1 protein-coding gene is annotated in these 1171 nt (G+C 56.3%); it reads right to left on the bottom strand.

Annotation, left to right across the window (positions count from 1 at the left end):
• Positions 1-19: 19 nt before the first annotated feature.
• Entirely contained in the window at positions 20-961 is a 942-nt protein-coding gene (locus tag OHD58_RS30485; protein ID WP_263807309.1) for an IS110 family transposase, read from the bottom strand.
• Positions 962-1171: the final 210 nt, after the last annotated feature.

Genomic DNA, 1171 nt, shown 5'->3' with positions numbered 1-1171 from the left:
CGATTAGTTTCCGTTGTGATCAAGCACGTTTTTCGACCCAGATGCGATCGGCTTTGACGAGCGCGTTGGCGGTGACGAGGAGCTTGCGCATAACCGCGACTATAGCGATTTTGGCTGGTTTGCCCGATGCAATGAAGTGCTGATACTTTTCCCTGAGGTCAGGGTTAAAGCGGGCAGCGACGAGAGCGGGCATGTAGAGCGCGCGTCTAACGTTGGCCCTTCCACCTTGGATGAAGCTTCTGCCTTTCCACTGCCCTGATTGGCGGGCGACGGGAGCGAGTCCTGCCAGCGATGCGGCCTGTTTGTTATCAAGTGATCCAAGCTCTGGCATTATAGCGACCAGCTGGTTGGCAGTACGTGGGCCAAGGCCAGCTATGCTGGAGATAATTTCATGCCGGCGGGCAAGTTGCGGATCGGCCGCAATGCTTGCTGCGAGCTCGGCATCGAGAGCGATTATATGCTGATCGATCTGATTGAGGCGTAGCTTGTGCTGACGCTTTAGAAGCGGAATCGTCAGGTTTTTCTCCTGGTTTTTAAGCGCGGTTCTGTCGCGCATCAGACCGTCGCGGGCGCTGATCAGTTCAGCCAACCTTGCCTGTTCGGGGTTTATAGCCGGGCGCACGGGCGGCTGCATTGTGCTAGCCATGCGGGCCAGCATCACTGCATCGATCCGGTCGGTCTTGGCCAAGGTTCCAGCTGCCTGGGCAAAGCGCCGCGCACGAGCGGGGTTGAGCTTGACGCAAGGCAGATCAGCCAGAGCTTGCTCGAGTTCCCGGTGGTAAGCGCCAGTCGCCTCATATGCCACGCGTTCGACTGACCATTGTCCCAGCCATGTAATTAAGGCTTTATGGCCGCGGGCAGTATTGGCAAACTGCTGGTTGCTGCCTGCAGGATAGGCATGAGCATCGAGTGTTGCTTTTGAGATATCGATGCCGATGGTTTGTGGTAGGGTATCGCACATCTTTTCCGCTATCCTATTCTTGTCATCCGGGCCCAAATGCCCCGGTTTCCGTTCAGGCCTGCTGGAAAAGAAAGGGGTGATCACACTAATCGACGGTCCTCAACGACCTAGACAACTTCGATCCATTCCCTTCCGCCCGATCCGGGATGGCCATCCCGGATCGGGCATCTCTTACTGAACCAAACGGCTTGGAAAGTCATAAGACAAGAC

Source organism: Mesorhizobium sp. ZC-5, assembly GCF_025753855.1.
Taxonomy (GTDB): domain Bacteria; phylum Pseudomonadota; class Alphaproteobacteria; order Rhizobiales; family Rhizobiaceae; genus Neomesorhizobium.
The sequence above is the reverse complement of the archived record's forward strand: the minus strand, read 5'-3'. Positions and strand labels throughout refer to the sequence as shown.